Source organism: Candidatus Arcticimaribacter forsetii (assembly GCF_910589745.1).
GTDB lineage: Bacteria > Bacteroidota > Bacteroidia > Flavobacteriales > Flavobacteriaceae > Arcticimaribacter > Arcticimaribacter forsetii.
In genome coordinates, this window is sequence record NZ_OU342399.1 from 815,309 (window position 1) to 833,587 (window position 18,279).

Genomic DNA, 18,279 nt, shown 5'->3' on the forward strand with positions numbered 1-18,279 from the left:
AGATATTTGTTACAAGATTAAACAGATTCAATTAATGAAACCATCAATACCAAAAGGTACTAGAGATTTTTCACCTAAGGAAGTAGCCCAACGCAACTACTTAAAAAACATACTTTCTACTTCTTTTGAAACTTATGGTTTTGAACCGATAGAAACCCCATCCTTTGAAAAATCTTCAACATTATTGGGAAAGTATGGAGAAGAAGGAGATCGTTTAATCTTTAAAATTTTAAACTCTGGGGATAAACTTAAAAAAGCAAATACCGAAGCGTTATCTCAAGGAAAACTAGCTGCATTTTCGAATTCTTTAGCAGAGAAAGCCCTTCGATACGACTTAACAGTTCCTTTTGCTCGTTATGTAGTACAACATCAAAACGATATTAGTTTTCCTTTTAAAAGATACCAAATTCAACCAGTATGGCGTGCTGATCGACCGCAACATGGTCGTTTTCAAGAATTTTTTCAGTGTGATGCAGATGTTGTAGGAAGCACATCTCTCTGGCAAGAAATTGAATTGTGTGGTTTATATGATTATGTTTTTGATAAATTAAATTTAAAGGATACTTGTCTCAAAATAAATAATCGTAAAATACTAGCCGGAATAGCTGAAGTTCTTGATGAGTCTGATCGAATTATCGACTTTACAGTTGCTCTTGATAAATTAGACAAAATTGGTCAGGATGGCGTGATTGATGAATTAATCTCTAAAGGTTTTTCGAACGAAGCAATTGATAAGGTTTTACCTTTAATGGGTCTTACAGGTGACTTTAAGTCTAAATTAGATTTACTCTCTACCTTTTTAAAAGATTCTGAAATCGGAACAAAAGGGGTAGAGGAGCTGCAGTTTGTTGTTGATCAAGTTTCTTCAATTGGACTTAAATCCATGATATTGGATATTGATGTAACTCTAGCTCGTGGTTTAAATTATTATACAGGATGTATTTTTGAAGTTGCTGCTCCCACGGGTGTTAAGATGGGTTCTATAGGTGGGGGAGGACGTTACGACGATCTTACTGCCGGTTTTGGTTTGAAAAACACGAGCGGTGTAGGAATTTCCTTTGGATTTGATCGTATTTATTTAGTCTTGGAAGAACTTAATTTATTTCCTTCTTCTGCTCAAAATGGTACTCAGATTTTATTTGCAAATTTTGGGGAAGAATATGCGCTCCAATGTAATCAAATGATTAAAAAACTCAGAAATAACCAGATCCGTTCTGAATTTTATCCAGAATCGACAAAGATGAAAAAGCAATTTTCTTATGCAAACGCTAAAGAAATTCCATTTCTATTTGTAATGGGATCTGATGAGTTAGCTACTAAAACTTTTGTTTTAAAGAATATGGAGACAGGCATACAAACTTCATATCCAATTGATGATTTTCTCGAGGTTATTAAAAACGAATTAAATTCTTAATTCGTTCTAAAAGAGTACACCCCAGAATTACTTTTATTTCCGTTTGTGTCTACCGCAATAATTTTCCAACTATAAGCAGAATTACTATCAACCGCAATACTTGTACTGGTATTTGCATTCACTGCATCTACTTGTTTTAGAAAAGTACTGGCGTCTGTGGTGTCTAAATAAATTTCATAATAATCCAAATCACCATCTACATCCGATCCGTTCCAGTTTAGAGTAATATTCCCCTCTACTGGCGTCACCGAAGTTCCAGATCTTGGCGCTAATATTTCCGATGGAAAAGGAGCATAATTGGTTACACCCGACCCTGCTAAATAAAACCTCCAAGTTGATGAATTCGCGTTTTGACTTCCCTCTTCTCCAATTGCTGTTATATTCCAAGAATATGGAGTTGCTTTCAATAAGGTAACACTCAGTGAAGTCCCTGTAGTTTCTAGAGTTTCTCTTTGGTTGTTGTTTAAGTTGGTTACACTCAAACGATAGGTTTCTACATTTGCAGCAGAACTCCATCGGAACTCCAAACTACTCTGTGAGTCATTAAGTGAAGTCCCTTCTTGACAAGTTTCTTCGTTTAAAGGAAAACTCAAAGAGGGTGTTCCAGGTTCTAAAGGTGGTGGCGGAGAACTGGAACAACTCCACAATAAAATTGTAATACTAAACAGTGTGCTTAGGGTTTGTATAGTTTTCATATGAATTATTCTTTAATAACAATTTGAGATTGATTAACAGAAGCATTATTAACCTTTACAATATAACTTCCGCTTATTAAACTAGAGGTGTTTATATAAACTGTTCTTTCGGTAGCAGTTAATGCATATTGTGCTACCATAACCGTTCTTCCATCACTAGAATAAAGCTCGATATTGGCTTCTAATTCTGTTCCACCAACATATACTGCTAAGGTGTCATTAAATGGATTAGGAGCTGTTACAACGGCATCTGAACTAAAGTATGACTGCTCGAAGATACCCTGACAAGCAATTCCAGTAGTTATAGAAACAGTATTGACTCCTTTATACAGACATAGGGTGTATTCGCTCTCAGTGGTTTGCTCTGTGATTCCGTTATGTGTAATCGAGTAACTTTCTCCTCCACTAAGTTTATAACTTACCGTATTGTCGCTTTTATTTGAAGAAGCATAAACCGATAATGGCTGTGGCTCGTTTATAGTTACATCAAAACAACGTTCAAATTCACTTGCATCTACTCCGTCTACTGTAACACAAATAGAATATGATCCTTGTGATAAGTTATCTAAACTCCAATTACTACTGTTTAAAGTTTGGGTTTGATTAACTGCTCCACTGATATCAATTTGATACGTTAGAGAGGTGTCTTCTACAGACAAGCTAATGCTGTTAGTGTCCTGACATTTCTCTGTTTTGGAAAGAGAGAAATTGCTCGGAGGCAGATAGAAAATAACACAACCGTTATTATTAACTAAAGAACCGTAAGGAGTATCGGCACATCGGTCGAACGGATTCCAAACCCCATCGTGATCGGCATCATCCGAAACATCCCCAACACCATCACCATCGCTATCTTCTTGATTTGGATTATAAACAAGAGGACTGTTATCCAAGATGTCTACAACACCATCACCATCGGTGTCCTCAATTGGTGTCACAGCAACTGTTTGTAGTTGAATTGCAGTAGCGTTTCCTTCGGGCACTACCAGGTTAGTTTGTGTTACTACGACCGGTACATTAGTATCTCCATCTTCGGTATTAACATTGATGACTTCTACTTCATAGATGTTATCACGATTATGATCCTGAGGGTTGTCGTAATCTGGAGGAACAATAAAGTCTAAGTAATCTTCAGATTCTCCTTCTCCATTTTTTTGAACTTCTGGGGATCGAATTGTAAATAATCCAGCATCTGCTCCACCACTAATTTTCTTTTTAATTTTCCATTTACCTACACCCTTAGTAACATTAGGATTATAATATCTCGAATGATCTACTTTAGCACTTCCTGTTTCTCCACTAACATTAAAAACACCTAGAGAGAATGGAGAAAAAGTATACGTATTCGGAATGTCTAAAACTCGAAGTTTGATTATTCCATGAGCAGATATACCTCTGCTGTTTGTTGCTCTAATTTTAACTGAGAGTAGTTTTTTATCTTCAAAATCAATTGGACTAGTTAAATAAATAATATTCCCTTCGAGTTTAAAATAATCAGAATCCCTTCCTTCAACAATAGTAAGTCCAATTTCATTGCTTCCATTGGCTAAAGGAGGGTTGTTGTCGAAAGCTATAATTTTTCCTAGACGATCATTAACGGGAAGCTCCATGTCGATGTTTTTAGTTTCAATACGCTCAAATTGATTTGAGTAAATTGTTGGTGGGTTATAAGGACAACCATTCACATCAATTGGAGTTCCAGCAGGGGTATTAGCACAATAATCTTTTTTATTTTTTACTCCATCTCCGTCATCATCTAAGTCTAATTGATCTTCAGAACATCCATTTTCGTCAACAGTATCTCCGAGGATTGTTTCAGGACAACGATCAAATTGATTTTCAACACCGTCTTGATCGTCGTCGAGTTGACCCTCATGACAACCTTCTTCGTTTACTTCAAGTCCTAATGCTGTATTCAAACATTTATCCTCCAAATCCAATACACCGTCTAAATCTTTGTCTAATTCAATTTGTAACTCAGTGCATCCAAATTCGTTCACTATTTCCCCGATTGGAGTATCGTTACATAAATCATTTTCGTTTTCAACACCGTCTAAGTCAAAGTCATTTTCAAGCTGACTTTCAGAACAACCATGTTCATTAACCTTTTCGGTTAAAGGAGTGTCTGGACATAAGTCCACATCGTCCATTACTTTGTCATAATCGGTATCTATTTCACTAAGAGAACATCCAAATTCATTAACTAGTTTTCCTTTTTCAGTATCTGGGCAAGAATCTATAGTATCCGGAACACCATCTAAGTCTTCATCATACACAGCAACTTCCTCAAGTTCTACTATTGTACATCCACTAGAATCGACTAGGGCTCCTGAAGGGGAATCATTGCAACGATCTAGAGTATTGGGAACCCCATCATTGTCATCATCTTTATTTTCTTCAAGTATTTCTGTGTCTTTTTGAGAACATCCAAATTCATCAACTAATTCTCCAAGAGGTGTTTCTGGACACTGGTCAAAGTCATTTTCAACGCCATCTAAGTCACTATCTTTTTGAGCAATTGAACAACCAGACTCATCAACTTGAACACCTATTTCAGAATCAGGACAAGCATCATCATCGTCTAAAATACCATCTAAATCTTGATCTTTTTGGATTCTGGAACATCCATTTTCATCAACTTTTACACCTTCTTTAGTGCCAAAACATTTATCTTCAACATTGAGAACACCGTCAAGATCTTCATCTATTTGAATACGCGCACAGCCATTTTCATCAACAACAGAATCTATTTCTGTTTCTGGACATTGATCTAAAATATTAATTACTCCATCTTGATCTAGGTCATTTTGTAAACTAGAACAGCCTTTTGCGTCAACATCTTCTCCTCGAGGAGTGTTTTTACATTCATCCAAGCGATTAACAACTCCGTCTTTGTCATCATCTCTTTGATTAAAACTACAGCCGTTTTCGTCTACTTCTTCTCCTGACGGAGTTTCAGGACAAAGATCAAATTCATCTACAATCCCATCTAGATCAGAATCTGGAATAAATTCAAAGGTATTATTCTCATTAAAGGAGCTTGTTGCATTACCTGATGCATCTTGAATTGGGTCTGACAACTGAACTGTAATCATTTGTCCTTCAGAAATCACTCCAGTTACAGTAAATGAAAGTTTGTAGGAAGTTCCATTTTGTGTTAATGATTGAGGAATCGAATTAACTAATGTAGCAGAGCCCGTACTTAGTGATAAACTTAAGTTGGTTGAGCTAATTGTAGAGGAATCACTAAGGTAGGCAAGTTCGTTGAGTGTTATGATCAAGGATTGATCATCAATGACACTCCCTTCAATTATTCGTGGTGCATCTGTATCGTATAATGTTATCGTACCAGTAGCTTGGGATGTAGATACTGGATTTCCTACAACATCAAATATAGAGTTGGTATTGATGTTAATCGATAATTTCTCATTACCTGAGGTTATACCTTCAAGATTGAAAGTTAAGATATAACTAGAATCTTCATTTACAACTGAAATTGGTGTTGCGCTCATTAATTTAGCAGTACCCCCTTCAATTGCTAAATTGAAATCTTCTGGAACTAAAGTTCCTGATGCTACATTATTTTCATAAGATGAAAACACCTCATCTGAGAATTGAATTGTAACAGATCCGTTATTAGAAGACAGATAAATAGTTTCAATAACAGGAGGGTCATTGTCTAGGATATAACTTAATACTTGGTTGCTGTCTGTGGAAGTTGTGTTTCCAGCTTTATCTTCAACAACAACAGATGCCGTATATGTTCCGCTTTCTCCATCTGGAACTTTCCATTCGTAAGTCCAGTTTGTTGGAGAGTTTGTTGCCGTCATTACTTCATTAATGTCTCCAATAGATATTGTTGGAGCCTGAATTATAGATTCACTTATGATTACAAAAAACGTGATATCCTGACCCGAACGCACATTTTCTGTTGAGTTATTTGAACCAAACTGTATGGTTGGTTGTGTATTATCTAATATATAAGTTAAACTCGATGTTCCTGAAAAAGTATTACCACCAAAATCTATAGCAGAATCTATTTTAACGTAAATAGGACCATCATCGAAATTTAATTCACTTACTTCAATAAAGTATGTCCAGTTATTTTGAGTGGTAGATTCACTCATTTCATAAGACTCAGTTTGATTATTATTTGATATTTGAATCGTTGGAGTATTAGATAAACTTTCTGAGAAAACGGCATTAATCAATATTTCATCCCCGGATTTAATCCACTGATCCTCTTGATCATCTGTTAATTCAACTTCAGGAGCAGTATTGTCAATTACAAATGCTAGGGAAGAAGTTCCGGTATATGAATTCCCACTAAGGTCCGTTCCAGAAACAGTAGCAGTAACCTCGGTAGAAACGGTAGACGACACAGTCCAATTATAGGTCCAAATAGCAGATGAAGATGTAGCGCTCATAGCTACATTTGTTGCTTGTCCTCCCGAAATATTTATGGTTGGTGTAGCATTCATAGCTTCAGAGAAGGTCGCCGTTACCGTAATACTATCTCCGTTATTTATAGTAGTTGTTGGACTTGCGTTGTGTGACATAGTGACGATGGGCGATACGGTATCTATCACGCCTGTATAAAGCTGAAAAATTTCAGAAGAAGTTAATGTGCGATTCCAAATCCCGATGTCATCGAGTTTACCTCTAAAAAGTTGATTTGCAACTGAAACACCGGAGCTTTGAGGTCTGTATTTACCAATAAATGTTTCAAAATCATTTTGATGATTTCCTCCTGATCGACTAAGATTAGTTGATTGAACTAGGGTTCCATTAATATAAACTCTAATCTTTGATTCATCGTAGGTTATTGCATAATGGATCCACTCATTGGCATTAATGTTTCTAATATGATCAATATCAGTAATACTTCCATTGGATTGTTGTCCAATACCTACTCTTAATTTAGAGGAACCGTCGTTAGAATCGATTAATACCCCATAATTGTAGCCGTAACCATCTGTACCTGAATTATTGCTATTTCTTCCTAAAATTGAGTTGTTATTATAATCTAGGTCAGATAGATTGAACCATGATGAAAAAGTTAGTGAACCACTTGGATTCAAAGAAGAATCGTTTCCAATACTTATAAAATCATCGGAACCATCAAAGCTATAAGAGGAGTTTTGATTATTATTTCTGTCAGCGTTAAGAGTAGATCCGTTCACAGTACCGTTGTTCCCATTACCACTCTCGTCATAAGCATTTCCATAAAAAGGATACCATGCAACCAGCCCATTTATAGGGAGGTAACTTGGTAACTGTTTCATAATATAGAAGGATAATGTATCTGTTCCAGTATATGAATTCCCGCTAAGGTCAGTTCCAGAAACAGTTGCAGTAACCTCAGTGGAAACGGTAGACGAGACTGTCCAGTTATAAGTCCAAACAGAAGAAGAGTTAGTAGCGCTCATAGCGGTGTTAATATCAACCCCACTTATATGAATGGTTGGAGTAGCACTCATAGCTTCACTAAATGTCGCAGTAACAGTTACAGTTTCATTATAATTTACTTGAGTAGAAGAAGCACTAGATTCTAATGATAATAGAGTAGGTGATGAAGTGTCAACAACTACAATGTTAAAGGTAAGACTATCTGTTGCAGAGACAACATTTCCTAGGTCATCTGTAGCAGTAGTATTGATATTTACTTCTGTAGAATTAGTGGAAGATACAGTCCAACTGTATTCCCATTGATTATACATAGCATTTTTCCATTTCCAACCCCCTGAAGGTTCTGAATAATTTGGATCGTTGGTGTCTTGATATAATCCGATCCAAAAAGGACGATTAGCATAAACATCAACCGATGAATCCACAAATAAACTATTTATATAGTTAAATTCGGATGATGTTTCGATGGTTAATAAACGCGCATTAATTGCACTTAAAGCTTGATTTATTTCTGCAATTGTATTGTATTTGTCTGTAGAAATAAAATAATTTGAACTACCATAACTACCAACCTTAACATAATCAGAAATATTATTTATATGTTCATCTACTTCTATGAATACAGAAAGACGATCTGAATTTTCAAAGTAATCATTTATTCTAATTTGATTATACTGAGAATGCGAACTAGGTAAGTTAACATCAAAGCTTATAGTAGCATAATCTTCTCCAGATCCAGCGTTATTTGGTTCAACGTATTGTTCTGAATAATTTTTAATCCAATTTTGAGTAAAATCATAATCACTCACTGGAGTCATCGAATCAGTTGTAGTTCCTGAATTTGAATTAAAAATGATTTGAGCATTAGTAGTTGGTTTTGAATAATAGGCTGTTATCGAAACAAGTTCTGTGTAGGCAATATTCTCTGTTGAAGGAGCAATAATCGGATCTTTTGACGGAGTTTCCCATGAAAGTGAAACAGTAGCAGGTACAGATTCCTCAATCATGGTAAAGTTAAGCGTTTCAGTACTAGTATAATTATTTCCAGTCAGGTCCGTTCCTGATACAGATGCAGATATCGAAGGGACATAGCTGTCTGGAGCTGTGTATTTATAAATCCAATTTTCTGAATTAATGGAAACTGGGCGTACATGAGTTTTAAAAATATAATCCCAGCTATCATCATTACTAGCTCTACCACCCGAGTATGGGTTGTTGGTGCTTAAGTCTAAAAATCCTACGTTTTGATTCCCAGAGGTAAGAACTAATTGCATGGTAAGTACATCACCTTGAGTAACATCAATATTCTTGTCTGTCACATCAAAAGCAATAAATTCTACTCCAATATAATTACCGTCAGCATCGTTATAAGCAGGAGTATAAAGCCCTTGACTTTCTGCAAGTAGGTTGCCCGAAGTACCAGAGCCAGAATATAATAGAATCGCAACTGGTTGTGGCTCTCCATCAATTACAGGGTTCCCCATTTCCCACTCTACTTTTGTTAATCGTCCTGTTGTTGAAACAGTAAAAGATTGCCATTGATCTAGTCCACCAGCTCCAGAACCTGAAGTCAAGTTTTGTTGATCTACAGCTTCTATCCCGAAGGAATAGGAAGACATTAAATGGTTGGTTAGGGTGTCATTTGAGAATTGAATGGTTGGGGTATTTGCCATTGATTCAGAGAAATTGGCAACAATGATAGTTTCTTGATTGTATTCTAAAACAAGATCAGTATCAGAACTAGTAAATGCTAATAGTGTTGGTGAAGTGGTATCTACAGGGCTGACATTAACTGTTAAATAAATATCATCATCAAAATCATCTTCCGTATCCCCTGGTCCTACAGAAAGAATTTCACTTCCATTGAATTCACCTGTGTAAGAAACCGTTATTGTAACCGTGTTTCTATCATCAGAAATAGATACTGCAGTCGGGTTTGCCATAGTTAAAGAAGCATTTCCAGTGTATGAAGACGAATCGACTATTAGATCAAGCTTAAAATCAGTTGTTAATAATGTTTCATCACTTGGAATTTCTTCAAGGAAAACAAGACTTAAACCATTATTAGATTGATCAAAACTTATATCGCTAATTCCAATTTCGTTTGCATTTCTTAAGAATGGGTAACCGTCATTTATATTTCCCGAGGTAATCCATGTATTTTCAAAATCCCATTCTTCATTTATTTCTAATTTTTTTAGGGTATCTGAACTAACATCAGAATCAACTCCATTTCCTGATCCATCAGAAGAAATACCACTTAGATCAGAAGACCAATAATTTTCATCACCTTCAATGCTACAACTATTACAGCTGGCTTGATAACCGATAAGACCTCCAATTCCTGAGTTGTTAGATGATAATGAAACAGTTCCTGTAGAATAATTCTTGACTCTTCCTGAATTGTCATCATCCACTTGATCCCATCCTATAAGTCCACCTACAGCATTGTAACTCGCAGAAACATTTGATCTGGAATAGTTGTTAGATAGATTTGAATAGGAGTTTTTCCCAAGAAGACCTCCCACCATATAATTCCCAGACACAGATCCGGTTGAGTAGGATTTTGAAATATTTGAATAGTAGTTTAGATTTCCAACCAGACCGCCAGTAATTTGATAATCATCAGAATCTCCAGTTCCTCCAACAACATCTCCTTCATAATAACTGCTTGTAACTGTTGAGTATTTATAAACTTTACCCGCTAAACCACCAACAGTATTATCACCTGTAACAGAGGAATCGTTAATGAAAACAGAGTGTATTTTCACATAATTACTGCTGCTGTAACCTTCAATATTTCCTGCAAGAACCCCAACAAATTCAGCTCCTGAGATATTGGCATTTTCAAAATAAATATTTTTTATACTGACACCAGAACTTCCGTAGCTTGGTTTTATTTCACCGAAAAGACCAATGTAATTTTGGGTTGGTCTGTTTATTTTTAAATCAAAAATGAAATAACCCTGTCCGTCATAGTTTCCACTAAAACTCGTAGACTCGTCTCCAATAGGGCTCCATCCAAGATTATTATTTAAAGAAGAAGTAATACCCGCTTCGATGTCATTTGTTTGAATGTAGTGTTTATTCCATCGATCACTATCTTCAGATATCCATAATAGATTACTAAATGAATTAATTTGATAAGGTGAGCTAGAGGATCCATCCCCAGTTTCGGGAGCTTCACTACCATTTGACCCATCAGGGCAAGTTCCAAAATTAGGAATATTGGATGAATCTAAGGTGGTGTTCCTTTTATTAAAATTAGTGTAATTAATAACATTTTTGACACACCATCCCGAAAGATTTTGATTAAATAGAGAATTATTTTGAAACATTGCAATCATAGAAGTCACACTAGAAGTATCCCAACTAGATATATCTTGATTAAATGCATTTGCACCCCAAAACATACCTTCCATTGTAGTTACAGAAGACACATCCCAACCACCAATGCCGTAACTAAATCCAGACTGAGCAAATGTATAATTCATTGAAATAACATTAGAAACGTCCCATTGACTTATGTCTTGGTTAAAATCATATGCATTATGAAACATATTTGTCATATTAGTTACTGAAGAAGTATCCCAAAAACTGATATCGGAATTAAATGAGTCATTATTATGAAACAATCCTCCCATATCCGTAACAAGGGTAGTGCAAAGATTGTAGTTCTCAGCTGCTATTTGAGTAGCAATAGATAAATCGTCAACAACTGTATATGTTGTTCCATCAATATCAATAGTGTCTCCCGCTGTTGCCTCTGGACACTTGCAGATATTGTTTTCAAAATAAATGGTTTCAATACAGGTTCCCCACAACGGAAGGTTGTCATCTGTGAGCGATAAACTTTCAAAAGATTCAGGTTCTGTTGAAATGTTCGAGACACACCAACCACTTAAATCTTGATTGAACAACAAGGCGCTGCCAAACATACCGTACATACTTGTAACATTGGAGGTGTCCCAAGAAGATAATTCTTGATTAAAGACAGCCGTATTACTAAATAAGTTACCCATATTAGTAACACTTGAAGTGTCCCAAGAGTTTATGTTTTGATTAAAAGCATCTGCATTGTTAAACATTCTGTCCAAACGTATAACACTTGAAATATCCCATGAGTTTATTGAGGTGCTTGAGGCATTATTAAAAACAGAAGCGTTTTCAAACATTCCTTGCATAGTGGTAACACTAGCTACATTCCAGTCTCCAAGGTCTTGATCAAAAGCATATGCGTCCTTAAACATAAAGCTCATATCGGTAACTTTGGAAGTATCCCAATCACCTAGATCTTGATTAAATTCAGAAGCTCCATAAAACATTTGATTCATTATGGTTACATTAGAAGTGTTCCAATACGATATATCTTGATTAAAAGGGGTACCTCTAAATAAATATCTCATGGTAACTACATTAGAAGTATCCCAAGAACTTAAATCTTGATCAAAAGAAGATGCATCGGTAAAAGTACCCATCATATTTGTCACACTAGAAGTGTCCCAACCACCAATATCTTGATTAAAGGCAGTAGCCCCTTCGAATAAATATTCAAGAGAAACATTATTTGATAAATTCCAATCACCAATATCCTGATTGAAAGCTGTAGCTCCACTAAACATTGAACTCAAGTTTTCAATACTAGAAGTATCCCAATCCCCAATATCTTGATTAAAAGAGATTGCATTTTGAAACACCCATCTCATATTAGTAACACTCGAGATGTCCCAACTACCGATATCTTGATTAAAGGAAGAGGCATTTTGAAACATATACCTCATAGTTGTAACATTAGAGGTATCCCAAAAACTTATATCGGAGTTGAACGAGCTATTATCTTGAAACAATCCTTCCATATCGGTAACTAGGGTAGTACAAAGATTGTAGTTTTCTACTGCTATTTGAATAGCAATAGATGAATCGTCTACAACTGTATATGTTGTCCCATCAATATCAATAGTGTCTCCAGCAGTTGCCTCTGGACACTTGCAGATATTGTTTTCAAAATAAATTGTTTGATTACAGCCCCCCGCAACAGGAAGATTAGCATCCTCTAAAATTGAATTATAATTTACTTCTACTACAGAAGTTAAATCTGAGATACACCAACTAGTAAGGTCTTGATTAAAGTTTGAATTTTCTTTGAACATATAATTCATATTAATCAAAGCAGAAGTATTCCAGTTACTAATATCCTGATTAAAACCACTGCCATAGAACATACCTTCCATAGTTGTTACAGACGAAACATCCCAATTTGAAATATCCTGATCAAAGCTTGATGCAGAATCAAAGGTCGATTGCATATTCGTTACAGCAGAGGTATCCCAATTCCCAATATCTTGATTAAATGAATCAGCTGAATGGAACATACTTTGTATGGAAGTTACCTTAGACGTATCCCAATCTCCAATATCCTGATTAAAATCTGGAGCACTTAGGAATACTTTTTCCATGTTTGTAACGCTACTAGTATCCCAATTATTTAAAGATGTAGAACCATTATTATTGAAAAGAAGTGCTTCTTCAAATACCCCAGTCATTGTAGTTACACTACCAATATCCCAAAGTCCAACTTCTTGATCAAAATTTTCTGCACCGCTAAACATATAATTGATGTCAGTGACATTTGACATATTCCAACTAGTAATATCTTGGTCAAATGCTTTTGCATTTTTGAACATTCTTCGCATATCGGTTACGTTAGCAGTATCCCACGTCCCAATAGGTTGGTTAAAAACAGCTGCCCAATCGAACATTCTTAGCATTGTAGTTACATTTGAAGTGTCCCATCCATTTATATTTTGATTGAAGACAATAGCAGACTCAAACATTGCACGCATATTGGTTACGTTGGAAGTTACCCAAGTACTAATATCTTGATTAAAAGCCGATGCATCCTCAAACGTACTTTCCATATTGGTTACACTACTTGTGTTCCATCCACCAATATCTTGGTTAAATACACTAGCTCCCCAAAAAAGTGCTTCAAAGTCTGTAACATTAGAAACATCCCAATCACTTATATCTTCATTGAAAGCAGAAGCACCCTTGAACATAGAGTTCATAGTTGTTACATTAGAGGTATCCCAAAAACTTATATCGGAGTTGAATGAGCTATTATTTTGAAACAATCCTTCCATATTGGTAACTAGGGTAGTACAAAGATTGTAGTTTTCTGCTGCTATTTGAGTAGCAATAGATGAATTGTCAACGACAGTAAAAGCAGTTAATTCTCTAGTTACACCACCGGTACTCAGATAAGCAACATCTCCAACAGTTGCTTCTGGACACTTACAAGTTCCGTTTTCAAAGTAAATAGTCTCAACATTAGTTAATTTTGATGTTGTTGAATCGTTATTAGCAAATGTTAAGCTGGTTGTTGAAAGAAGAACACAAAAAGATAACCTATTAATTTTAAGACGGAACTCTTTTAATTTTTTGCTAAGTAATTTATAATCAGCCCGAAAATCAATATTTCTTAAATATTCCATAAGCATAAATATAGTTAATAATATTTATTCAATATTTATTCTCATTTAAGAAAATTTTGTTTTTATGGGATTAATATAAAATTTAGTTTTAATTGTTTAAATTAGGATCAATTAAAAAATATCTAATGAAATCCTTAATCCTTTTTTTACTTTCTTTTTTTTGTATTGCATTTAATCCATCAGTTGCACAAGAAGTAAGTGCAGAAGGTCCGTTCGAACAGTTAATTATTAGAGGGGTAACACTCATTAATGGAAACGGAGCACCGCCAATTGGTCCAGTTGATGTAGTTGTTGAACAAAATATAATTACTCAAGTAAGAGTCGTTGGCTACCCTGGAGTAGAAATAAATGATAAAAGAAGACCAGAATTACAAATTGGAGGTAAAGAAATCGATGCTCACGGAATGTACCTACTTCCTGGTTTTATTGATATGCATGGACATATAGGAGGAACCTCACAAGGAGCTGATTGGGATTATGTTTTTAAACTTTGGTTGGCTCATGGAGTAACTACAGTTAGAGAACCAAGTGGTAGGAGTAGAAGTTGGACTCTCGATTTAAAAAAGAAAAGTGAAAATAACGAAATTATAGCGCCAAGAATTATTCAATATACAGGTTTTGGTGCTGGATCTAAAACTCCAATTGTAACGGAAGAGGATGCACGTAATTGGGTAAGAGAAAATGCAAAATCGGGTTCTGATGGAATCAAATTTTTTGGAGCAGCTCCCGAAATAATGGAAGCTGCTTTGGCTGAAAATAATAAATTAGGTTTGGGGTCTGCTTGCCATCATGCCCAAATGAGTGTTGCTCGTTGGAATGTTCTTCACTCCGCTCGAGCAGGATTAACTTCTATGGAGCACTGGTATGGTTTACCTGAAGCGCTTTTTGAAGACCGAACAGTTCAAGATTATCCATTAGATTATAATTATCAAAATGAGCAACATCGTTTTGAACAAGCAGGAAAATTATGGGAACAAGCCGCAAAACCATATTCTGATCACTGGAACCGTGTGATGGAAGAATTACTTGCATTGGACTTTACACTTGACCCAACTTTTAATATTTATGAAGCGAGTAGAGATTTACAACGTGCCAGAAGAGCTGAATGGCATGAGGAATACACGTTACCTAGTTTGTGGCGTTTTTATCAGCCTAGTAAAATTTCTCATGGATCCTACTGGCATTTTTGGGGAACAGAACAAGAAATCTCATGGAAGAAGAATTATAATTTATGGATGACTTTTGTAAATGAGTACAAAAATAGAGGAGGAAGGGTAACAACAGGATCTGATTCTGGATTTATATTTCAGTTGTATGGATTTGCTTACGTAAGAGAATTAGAATTACTTCGGGAAGCTGGTTTTCATCCTCTAGAAGTAATCCGTTCGGCTACTTTAAATGGTGCGGAAGCCTTAAAAATGGATGATCAAATTGGCTCTATTGAAGTAGGTAAGCTTGCCGATATGGTATTGGTAGATTCTAATCCACTTGAAAACTTAAAAGTTCTTTACGGTACGGGTGCTATTAAATTGACAGAAGATAATGAGGTAGTTCGAGTAGGTGGTGTTCAATACACTATCAGTAATGGAGTAATTTATAATTCTAAAGTTTTACTAAAAGAAGTAAAAGATATGGTTGATCGAGCAAAAGAAGTTGAAGGTTTTGAACTTACTCAGCCCGGAATTATCAATGAATAAAATTAAAACAGGTTGAACCAACATACTTAAGACATCCTGTTTATTAATTTCTAATATTCATTTAATCGTGCATAACGGTCAAGGTGGTAGTTATAGTCTCCAAATAAGGGTTGTAAAACACGATTTCTTTTAAAATAAATGATCTATTCTTTTTTTCTTTATAGCCTGTTGGGCAAGCATGCCATATAATTCTACTATTTTATCAAGGTGTTTAAATCTTGGGTCTTTAGTGTGTCCTAATGTATATCTATAATAAATTTGTTGTACAATTACAGCAATTTTAAAAACTCCAAAAACAAAATAAAATTCAATGTTATCTAGGGTCTTACCGCTTTTTTTCTCGTACAAACTTGCTAACTCTCCACGACTAGGATTTCCAGGTTTAGAAGTTAAACTCAATTGATTCTGAGCAATAAAATCTGGGTCAGATTCATGTACCCAATAACCTAGACTCGTTCCAAGATCCATCAATGGATTACCTAATGTTGTCATTTCCCAATCTAAAACTGCTTTTATGTTTAGGTTTTCATCTGGTGTTAATACGAGGTTGTCATATTTAAAGTCGTTGTGAATTAAACTGGCACCACTGATAGGTGGAATATTTTCTTGTAACCATAATGCTGTTTTTTCAATGGTTTTCACGGTTGAGGTTTTTGATTTCAGGTAGCGTTTACTCCAACCCTCTACTTGTCGAGTTGTGTATCCTTCAGGATTTCCTAGTGTTTCTAGACCAATTGCTTTATAGTCCAGTTGATGAAGTTCAACTAAGGTGTCAACAAAATTATTTGAGAGGGATTTGAATTGTTGAGGTGTGGGTAGATTTTCTTCTTTTATGCCCGCTCGTAAAATAATCCCTTGGACACGTTCCATCAAGTAAAAAGGAGCGTCTAAAACTTCTGCTTTTTCCTCAAATAAAATAGGATTTGGTGCTTTATCGTATGAACCTTTTAAAGCAGTAAGTATTTTAAATTCTCTGGACATATCATGACCAGATTTAATATTCGCCCCAAAAGGAGGTCTTCTCAATACATATTCTTTGTCTGCGAAATTGATTGAATAGGTAAGATTAGAAAAACCTGAAGGGAATTGTCGAATTTGCAAGGCTCCGTTCGGTACCTTTAACTGTTCTGATAGATACTTTTTTAATGCACCTTCATCTAGACCTTCTCCCTTCCTTATTTCTTTTGCTTTATCTAGAGTTACTGCCATTTTTTAAATTTAAAATTGAACTGATTTTAATTGTAAAATTTATTTTCCAATGAAGTTAGGTTTTCTTTTTTCGACAAAAGCAGCAACTCCTTCTACCAAATCATAGCTTTCAAAAGCCGCAATTTGTTTTTCTGCTTCAAATGCAATTGAGTCATTTAAGCTATTTTCCATTGCGTGTAATAAATCTTCTTTAGTAATTCCGACAGCTAGTGTTGGTTTTGAAGCTAGTGTTTTTGCCCATTCAATCGCCGAATCTAATAGTTTATCTTCTTCAACTATTTTATTTGTTAATCCAAGTTCTAAACATTCTTCTGCTTTTACTTTTCTCCCTTCAGCAGCAATTTCAAATGCTTTCGAATATCCAACTTGTCTTGTTAGTAACCAACTCGCCCCTCCATCTGGACCAAGGCCTATGTTTATAAAAGCGTAAAGAATACTACTTTTTGAGCTCATAACACGTAAATCACAAGCTAAAGCTATAGAAGCTCCAACCCCCGCAGCAGTTCCATTTATAGCACCAATAATAGGCTTTTTTAAAGTTTGGAAGTTTCTAAGCAACCCCTGATATACGGTTGTTATGTATTCACGAGAGTCTTCAGGAGATGCAATTCCAAAAGTATCCATATCTGCTCCGGCACTAAATCCTTTTCCTGCTCCTGTTAGAACTACTGCACGAATTTGATTGTCGTTTCGAATGTCTGCTATAATTTGGTTGAGTCTTTTTATGAGCTCATCGGTAACGGCATTGTAGCGTTTAGGACGGTTAAGGGTTACGATTGCAATTGACCCTTGTTTTTCAAGCAAAACAGTGTCGGATGGTTTTTGTTTTTCAGTTGCTTTTTTTATTTCGTCTTGTGCTTTTTTACCAGGTCCAGCATAAGCTATTGCAATAAATTCTGCTACGCAAGCGGGTTTTTCTTCTCCTTTTAATTCAAAGATTATTCCCATTTTATATTTCACTCCACCAGGAATCTCATCACACTCTAGTAATGAAACACGTCCTCTAAAAAATGTTCCAGATTTAGTCGCATTTGGAAAACGAACTTTGTCCAATCCATAGTTAACTCCCATGGCTACGTTTTCTATAGAAAAGGTATCATAGGTTATTTTAGAAGCCATTGAAAGAACTAAAAATCCGTGAGCAACTGTTTTTTTGTAAGGAGAAAGAGTTGCACTTCGCTCGACATCCAGATGAATCCACTGAAAGTCTTCCGTAGCATCAGCAAATGTGTTAATGCGCTGCTGAGTCATCGGCATCCATTCTGTAAGACCTAATTCTTTTCCTATGTAGTTTTTTAATTCACTTAAGTCTTTTAATCGGGTTGAATAGGCTGTGTTTGTTGGTTGTTCCATTATATTTT

Annotated in this window: 6 protein-coding genes; 2 read left to right on the forward strand and 4 right to left on the reverse strand. The window is 35.5% G+C overall.

All coding sequences use genetic code 11. From position 1 onward, the window contains the following. The first annotated feature begins 34 nt into the window (after nucleotides 1–34). A complete protein-coding gene (gene hisS / locus NG655_RS03785; RefSeq protein ID WP_252158016.1) occupies nucleotides 35–1,414 on the forward strand; it encodes a histidine--tRNA ligase in 1,380 nt (459 codons plus the stop codon). Here the strand turns inward: hisS and NG655_RS03790 are convergent. Together NG655_RS03790 and NG655_RS03795 are read right to left on the reverse strand one after the other, a co-directional pair. Next, nucleotides 1,411–2,109 (reverse strand): hypothetical protein, encoded by a 699-nt coding sequence (locus NG655_RS03790; protein ID WP_252158017.1) that lies wholly within the window; start codon nucleotides 2,107–2,109, stop codon nucleotides 1,411–1,413. The two genes, hisS and NG655_RS03790, sit on opposite strands and share 4 nt — an antisense overlap. A gap of 5 nt (nucleotides 2,110–2,114) precedes the next feature. Next, nucleotides 2,115–14,012 carry a BspA family leucine-rich repeat surface protein gene (locus tag NG655_RS03795; protein ID WP_252158018.1) on the reverse strand — a complete coding sequence of 3,966 codons (11,898 nt, stop codon included), beginning with the start codon at nucleotides 14,010–14,012 and terminating at the stop codon, nucleotides 2,115–2,117. Nucleotides 14,013–14,137: 125 nt separating this feature from the next. On the opposite strand from NG655_RS03795, the gene NG655_RS03800 reads away from it, so the two are divergent. Beyond that, entirely contained in the window at nucleotides 14,138–15,709 is a 1,572-nt protein-coding gene (locus NG655_RS03800; protein WP_252158019.1) for an amidohydrolase family protein, read from the forward strand. Between the two features lie 129 nt (nucleotides 15,710–15,838). Here NG655_RS03800 and NG655_RS03805 read toward each other — a convergent pair whose 3' ends face one another. Together NG655_RS03805 and NG655_RS03810 are read right to left on the reverse strand one after the other, a co-directional pair. Next, nucleotides 15,839–16,918, reverse strand: a complete 1,080-nt coding sequence (locus tag NG655_RS03805) for a phosphotransferase family protein (protein ID WP_252158020.1) — start codon at nucleotides 16,916–16,918, stop codon at nucleotides 15,839–15,841. A 39-nt stretch (nucleotides 16,919–16,957) separates the two neighbouring features. Then, nucleotides 16,958–18,271, reverse strand: a complete 1,314-nt coding sequence (locus tag NG655_RS03810; RefSeq protein WP_252158021.1) for an enoyl-CoA hydratase-related protein — start codon at nucleotides 18,269–18,271, stop codon at nucleotides 16,958–16,960. Nucleotides 18,272–18,279: the final 8 nt, after the last annotated feature.